Below are 535 nucleotides of genomic sequence, written 5' to 3'. Positions count from 1 at the left end.
GCGGGTCGCCGCGCCGAAGGTGGAGATGTAGCCCTGGCGGAAGCGCCGGATCGTCTCCGTGGTCAGTTGCACCTCGCTCATCGGAACGAGGTCGAGGGAGCGGAGCGAGCCCACCGTGCGCTGGGTCTCCGGGTCGAAGGCGCGGATCGATTCCAGGGTATCGCCGAAGAAGTCGAGGCGGATCGGGTTCGGCAGGCCCGGCGGCGACAGGTCGAGAATGCCGCCGCGCACGGCGTATTCGCCCGTCTCGCGCACCGTCCCCGTGCGCAGGAAGCCGTTGGCCTCGACCCAGGCGGTGACGGTGTCCATCGGCACCACGTTGCCGATCGCCGCCGAGAAGGTCTCCACCGCGATCTTCTCTCTGGGAGGCACTCTCTGGATCAGGGCGTTGACGGTAGTGCAGAGGATGCGCGGCTGTTCCTCCGAGGAACGCGAGCGCGAGAGCCGGGACAGGGCGGTCATTCGCTGGGCGGCGATGGCGGCGTTCGGAGAGACCCGGTCGTAGGGCTGGCAGTCCCAGGCCGGGATGCTCATC

At 69.0% G+C, this 535-nt stretch carries 1 pseudogene; it reads right to left on the bottom strand.

Annotated elements, in window-relative coordinates:
* Positions 1–535, bottom strand: a pseudogene (locus MBTS_RS22585) (transcription-repair coupling factor); the annotation flags it as partial.

The sequence above is a fragment of the Methylobacterium bullatum genome (assembly GCF_014845095.1).
Taxonomy (GTDB): domain Bacteria; phylum Pseudomonadota; class Alphaproteobacteria; order Rhizobiales; family Beijerinckiaceae; genus Methylobacterium; species Methylobacterium bullatum.
The sequence above is the reverse complement of the archived record's forward strand: the minus strand, read 5'-3'. Positions and strand labels throughout refer to the sequence as shown.